The following is a 5,863-nucleotide window of genomic DNA, read 5'->3' as shown; positions in this document are numbered from 1 at the left end:
ATTATATTCATTCGGAATCGGAGACTTTAGTCCCGAATATAGCGAGGCTAAAGCCATCGATTCCAATCTTTTTGAAATTAATTTTGGGTAGGTACTTATCTCTCTAAAAAACAAAAATAAACAACAATTAAAATAAAGATGCTAAAATTACATTAAAAAGTAAATAGCATGGATATTTTGTATTTTAACGAGATAGAGACTAGGGGCGTAACTAAGCAGTACAACAAGGTTATTAAATTTCTGCAAAAAGATGACTTCAAATCAGCAGAGGTGAAAAAGATAGCCAACAGTGACTTTTTTAGAGCTAAATTGGATTATGAAAATAGGCTTCTCTTCAAGATAGTATCTTATGATGGGGTAAGTTATATTTTGCTTTTGGAGATAATCTTTAACCATGAGTATGAAAAATCAAAGTTTCTAAAAGGTGTTAAGGTTGATGAGTCGTCTCTAAAAGATATTATAGATATACAAAAAGTAGAGGAGTCTGATAAGATTCCAATGAGCTATCTAAATAGTGACAAGAGTCTCGTTCACTTTTTAGACAAAGTTATCTCTTTTGATGAGACGCAAGATGAGATTCTCTATTTTCCTCCACCTGTTATTATTATCGGTTCAGCAGGTAGTGGAAAGACTGCTCTTAGTTTAGAGAAGCTAAAGATGTTAAATGGGAATATTCTCTATACCTCTCTCTCCTCCTATCTTGTGGATAATGCTACAGAGATATATTTTAGTAACCACTTTTCAAAAGATTCACAAGAGATAGATTTCCTCTCGTTTCATGAGTTTATTGACTCTATTGAGATTCCTGATACCAAAGAGATTAGCTTTCGAGAGTTTGATGGATGGTTTACGCGACACAAACAGAGCATAAGCATCAAAGAGAGTTATAAGGTTTATGAGGAGTTCAAAGGGGTACTAACAGGTGGAGTGATAGATAAAAACTACCTCTCACAAGAAGATTACCTTGGGCTTGGTGTCAAACAGTCCATCTTTACCTCAACGCAGAGAGAGGAGATTTATGAACTATTTGAGAAGTATCTACTCTTTTTAAAAGAGAATAACTACCACGATATAAATATCCTCTCTCATTATTACCTCAAAAAAGTGGATAAGAGATACGATTTTGTATTTATTGACGAGGTTCAAGACTTGACCAATATACAGCTCTTTTTGATTCTCTCTTCGCTGAAAAAGAGGTTTCAATTTATTCTAAGTGGTGATTCAAATCAGATTGTTCATCCTAATTTCTTCTCTTGGTCTCATCTTAAGACAATGCTTTTTAAGACGAGCAAAAAACAACTCAATATCCTAAAAGTGCTACAGACCAACTATAGAAACTCTCCAAAAATCACAGAACTATCCAATAATCTACTAAAAATAAAAAATCTTCGTTTTGGCTCTATAGACAAAGAGAGTACCTATTTGATTAACTCTATCTCTAAACATGAGGGGAGTGTAAACTTCTATAAAGATAGTGACAAACTAAAAAAAGAGCTCAATAAGAAGATTCAGAAATCAACAAAATTTGCCATATTGGTTATGGATAATGCTCAAAAAGCAGAGGTGAAAAAGTATTTTAAGACACCTCTAATATTCTCTATCCAAGAGGCAAAGGGGTTGGAGTATGAGAATATTATCTTGGTCAACTTTATCACTACAAACGATAAAGAGTTTAGAACCATTAGTGAAGGGGTTGAGCAAAAAGATTTGGAACATGACTTGGAGTTTTCAAGGGTTAAAGATAAATCAAACAAAGAGCTGGAGGTCTATAAATTTTATATCAACTCTCTCTATGTCGCATTTACACGAGCCATTGAGAACTTATATATTATCGAATCCAACAAAAAGCATAAGATTTTAGAGTTGTTAGATTTGGTAGAACAGCAGAAAAATGTCAAAATAGAGGTGAAGCAATCTACCCAAGAGGAGTGGAAAAAAGAGGCACAAAAACTCAAAAAGCAGGGTAAGCTAGAGCAATCAGAGGCGATTGAACAGGAGCTTAATCGAAACCAACCCAGCAAGATTATTTTGAGTGAAGGTGAATTGAAAGCTCTAAAAAAAGAGGCTTTTGATAAAAAACTCTATAATAAAAAAGTAAAAGATAGACTTTTTGATTATGCCAAACAAGATATAGATAGAGATTTACTGCAAAAACTAGGTGAATTTAAATATAAAAAGGCTGATAAGTTTTTAGCTGAATTAGAGAGGGATTTCAAAAATTTTCATAGCTTCTGTAAACAAGGAAAATTAAAAGAGATAAAAAAATATACTCAAAAGTATAACTCTATTTCATACTCCAATGAAGATGGTCTAAACGGTTTGATGATAGGGGCTATGAGTGGTAATGTTCCTACTATGGACTATTTTTTAGATGAGGGAATTGATAAAAATTTGAAAAACTGTAGAGGATTGGGTGCATTTGAACTCTCTTTACTTCATTATACTGATTTGGTTGACAACTGGTCAGAGAGATATTTTCAATATAACTCTTTTCATAATGTGGATGATGATAGAGAGAGATTTGAAAACAGTTTATCAATAAGTTATGATAAACTACAATATCCATATATAAAATATCAAATTGATAGAAAAATGATAAAAATATACCCTCATTCAATGGAGTATTTTTTATTGATATATTTTACTGCTCTAAAGGAGAAGATGACCAAAGATACATTGGAGAGTTATCGAGAGATGGTAGTTGAATTTAAAGGTTCAGTTGATGATTGCCTTGATATGAATGATTTTATGCACTATATTAAAGATATGCCATCAACTATTTTGCCTGATTACAGAAGAAAACGGCACTATATTAACTCAATCTTAGCAAAGAATGAGATAGATAGCAATAACTACTACAATAAAAAACTATTTGTACGAAGAAGTCGTGGCTGTTATGATTTGAATCCTAAGTTGAAGATATGGAGTTGAAAACCATAACAATGAGAGAGTTGTATCAAGACCACCCCTTAACTCTCTCCCACTCATAAGTGACAACATTACGCTTTTCACTATCAAACTCCACCCCTACAATATAAATCTCATTATAAAAAGCTTCATACTGTTGATGATAGTTTTTATCTTTTATCTGCTCCAAAGCCCCTGATTGATTAACTTTAAACTCAAAAATATAAACCTTGTCATCAATAAACACAGACAAATCAATTCGTCCATCATTTGTAACAGCTTCTGCTACAATCTTATCAAACCCTGCCCCTGCAAAGTAGGCATAGATAACCGAAGCATAAAAGCCCTCATATTTTTCTATATCATTTTTTGTAAAATTATGATAGGCAATTGAAGCAAAAAGAGATTTTAGAGTTATTTCAAGTGAATCTAAATCTCCCTCTTCTAGCTTATCTATTAATCCATTTTGAACATCACTCTTTTTAGTATGTTGCTCTATAAAATAATCAAGCAGATAAGAGTTAAAGCTCATTTTCGTCTCTAGGTTGGGATAATCAAGTATATACTCTATTTTTCTTCTTCTCTGCACAACCTCTTTAATGGTCAAATAGCCACTTTGAAACATAACAGTCTCAAGAGAGATTTTCTCTATATCAAAACTATCAAGAATGCTCTCTTCTACTTTTAGATTTTCAAACTTTGCTAGATTATAATTTCTCTGTTTAAATAGTTTTAGTAAAAAACTTGGTGTTCCTGTATTGAACCAATAGTTTTTATAGACATGACCACTATCAATAAAAAGTAAAATATCAAAGGGGTTATAGACTCTGTCTTTTAAAAAGTTATAACCATCATACCAAACCCTTAATTCCTCTAAATCAACACCTTCTAAATAAGGTTTAAAAGTGGTTTCTATATCTTGATGAGTATATCCACAAATATTACCATATTGAGGTAGCATAGATATGTCTCGTAGATTATTAAGACCAGAAAATATACTTGCCCTAGTAAACTTACTAACTCCTGTCAAGAAAGCAAATTTGATATATCGGTCACTCTCTTTTATTTGTGTATAAAATCTTTTAAGTATCTCTCTACACTCCTGTGCTACTTCCATTTGGTCAAGATTATCAAGAATGGGTTTATCATATTCATCTATAAGAATAATTACAGGTTTTTGATATTTTTCATAAGTCTTTTCTATGATTTGCTTAAAACAGATAGCATAATCTACTATATCAGAACACTCAATATTTAATTTCTCTTGATTATATCTCAATACCTCAAAAATCGTTCTTTTTAACTCATCGGTGCTTCTCACTCCACCCCAAGAGATTTTAATCACAGGATATTTATCTTCCCAATCCCATTTATCATGGATATGAAGTCCCTCAAAAAGCTTTTTATTCCCCTCAAATATCTCTTGAAGTGTATCTATAAACAGAGACTTACCAAATCTTCTTGGGCGAGAGAGAAATGAATATTTGTAATTATCTATCAAATCGTAAGCCATTTCGGTTTTGTCTATATATAGGTATTTTTGCTCAATTATTTCAGAAAATGTACTGATTCCTATTGGTAACTTTTTCATCTTATCACTCCAGCACTTCTCATTCGTCTCAATAGACCTTGTAGTCTCGGATAAGTAGATTGAATCTCTGCAATTTGTTGTTTAAATAGTGATTCTTCTCCTTGATAGGCAGATAACTCTTGAAGTTCTTTTAGATGCTCAATAGCTTTATCATAAGCATTTGTTTGTTTCTCATCAATAAGGTCATAAACTTTATCCCAAATACTGCTTCTCTTTTTAGCCAGTAACTCCATTTTATTTTTATGGGCAAATTCTTGTTGTTCTTTTCTTTTTTTTGTCTTTTCTCTATGCCACTCCTCTGAAAGCTCTATAATAGACGAAATAGTTCTTCTATCTGTAGTCTCTTCTCTGTTTTCAGATTTCCCTTTTGTAGCAAGTTCATAAAGATACCTATTGAAAACAGCCGACAGATTCTCTTCTCCACGACTCAACCGTATCAAAAACTCATCTCTCTTATCTTCTGAGAGTTTATCTATATATGATTCAATATCAATGGCTCTATTTGATTGCTCTTTACTCTCTTTGGAAGCAACGGCCACCATCCCCTCATCAATATTCCAAAATTTCATATAAGCTTTTTGAGCATTAGAGAGATTTTTTAAGCCAGATGGAATAGGAGGTTCCATGCTATCTTCATCTATATCCTCCTCTGCTAAAGCTTTTGGAGCAACTTTTAACCATGCAAGATATAGAAGACGAAAATCTCCTCCAATCAACTCTTCTCTTAGGTCAGTCAACTCATCTAGTAACCCATCCCCCTCCATCCAATCACCATACTCATCTTCATTAGAAAAATCCAAATCTAAAATAATATGTTGTTTATCTTGTGATAACCAATGACCAATCTCACTAGAGATACAAAAAGGAGCTATTTGGCTCATATCAATTAATGAAGAGGGAAGACGAAACATCAATCGCCGTGCTCCCCAATTTGCCACATACAACATCATATCAAAATGTGTTGCCATTAACTCCTCTTCATTTCCACTAAAGTCTCCATAGTGATAAACAAATGTAGCTTGATGAGAAGTAACATTAGCTCGACTCGAAAGTGAAGCGACATCTTTTCTCTCTTTGCTTGTTAGAGCAGAGTCCATTTTCCGAAACTCATAGTATTGATATTCACTCATTAATAATAGCCTTTAGACATAAAGTTTAGTATCTCATTTTTTTTCATCTCAATCATTCTTTGTGCTTTATTATTATATCATATTATTACTAATCCAACCCATCACAAACAGCATCTATATATCTCTCATTGTCTTTAGCCCAATGCCAATGAATTAAGCTTTTTTTGAACCAAATAGTTCGGGTGTAAACACGCCGATTCCGAAAATGCAGATTGCATATACGGAACCGATGGCT

Annotated in this window: 3 protein-coding genes; 1 reads left to right on the top strand and 2 read right to left on the bottom strand. The window is 32.8% G+C overall.

Going from position 1 to position 5,863, the window contains the following annotated elements:
- The first annotated feature begins 168 nt into the window (after positions 1-168).
- Complete coding sequence (locus GSY74_RS01020) at positions 169-2,931, top strand: UvrD-helicase domain-containing protein (RefSeq protein WP_164663239.1); 2,763 nt, start codon at positions 169-171, stop codon at positions 2,929-2,931.
- Between the two features lie 25 nt (positions 2,932-2,956).
- Here GSY74_RS01020 and GSY74_RS01015 read toward each other — a convergent pair whose 3' ends face one another.
- Positions 2,957-4,498 carry an ATP-binding protein gene (locus GSY74_RS01015; RefSeq protein WP_164663238.1) on the bottom strand — a complete coding sequence of 514 codons (1,542 nt, stop codon included), beginning with the start codon at positions 4,496-4,498 and terminating at the stop codon, positions 2,957-2,959.
- Positions 4,495-5,628 (bottom strand): hypothetical protein, encoded by a 1,134-nt coding sequence (locus GSY74_RS01010; RefSeq protein ID WP_164663237.1) that lies wholly within the window; start codon positions 5,626-5,628, stop codon positions 4,495-4,497. Before GSY74_RS01010 ends, GSY74_RS01015 begins: the two co-directional genes overlap by 4 nt.
- Positions 5,629-5,863: the final 235 nt, after the last annotated feature.

Source organism: Sulfurovum sp. bin170, assembly GCF_010892395.1.
In the GTDB taxonomy this organism is placed as follows: domain Bacteria; phylum Campylobacterota; class Campylobacteria; order Campylobacterales; family Sulfurovaceae; genus UBA1140.
The sequence above is the reverse complement of the archived record's forward strand: the minus strand, read 5'-3'. Positions and strand labels throughout refer to the sequence as shown.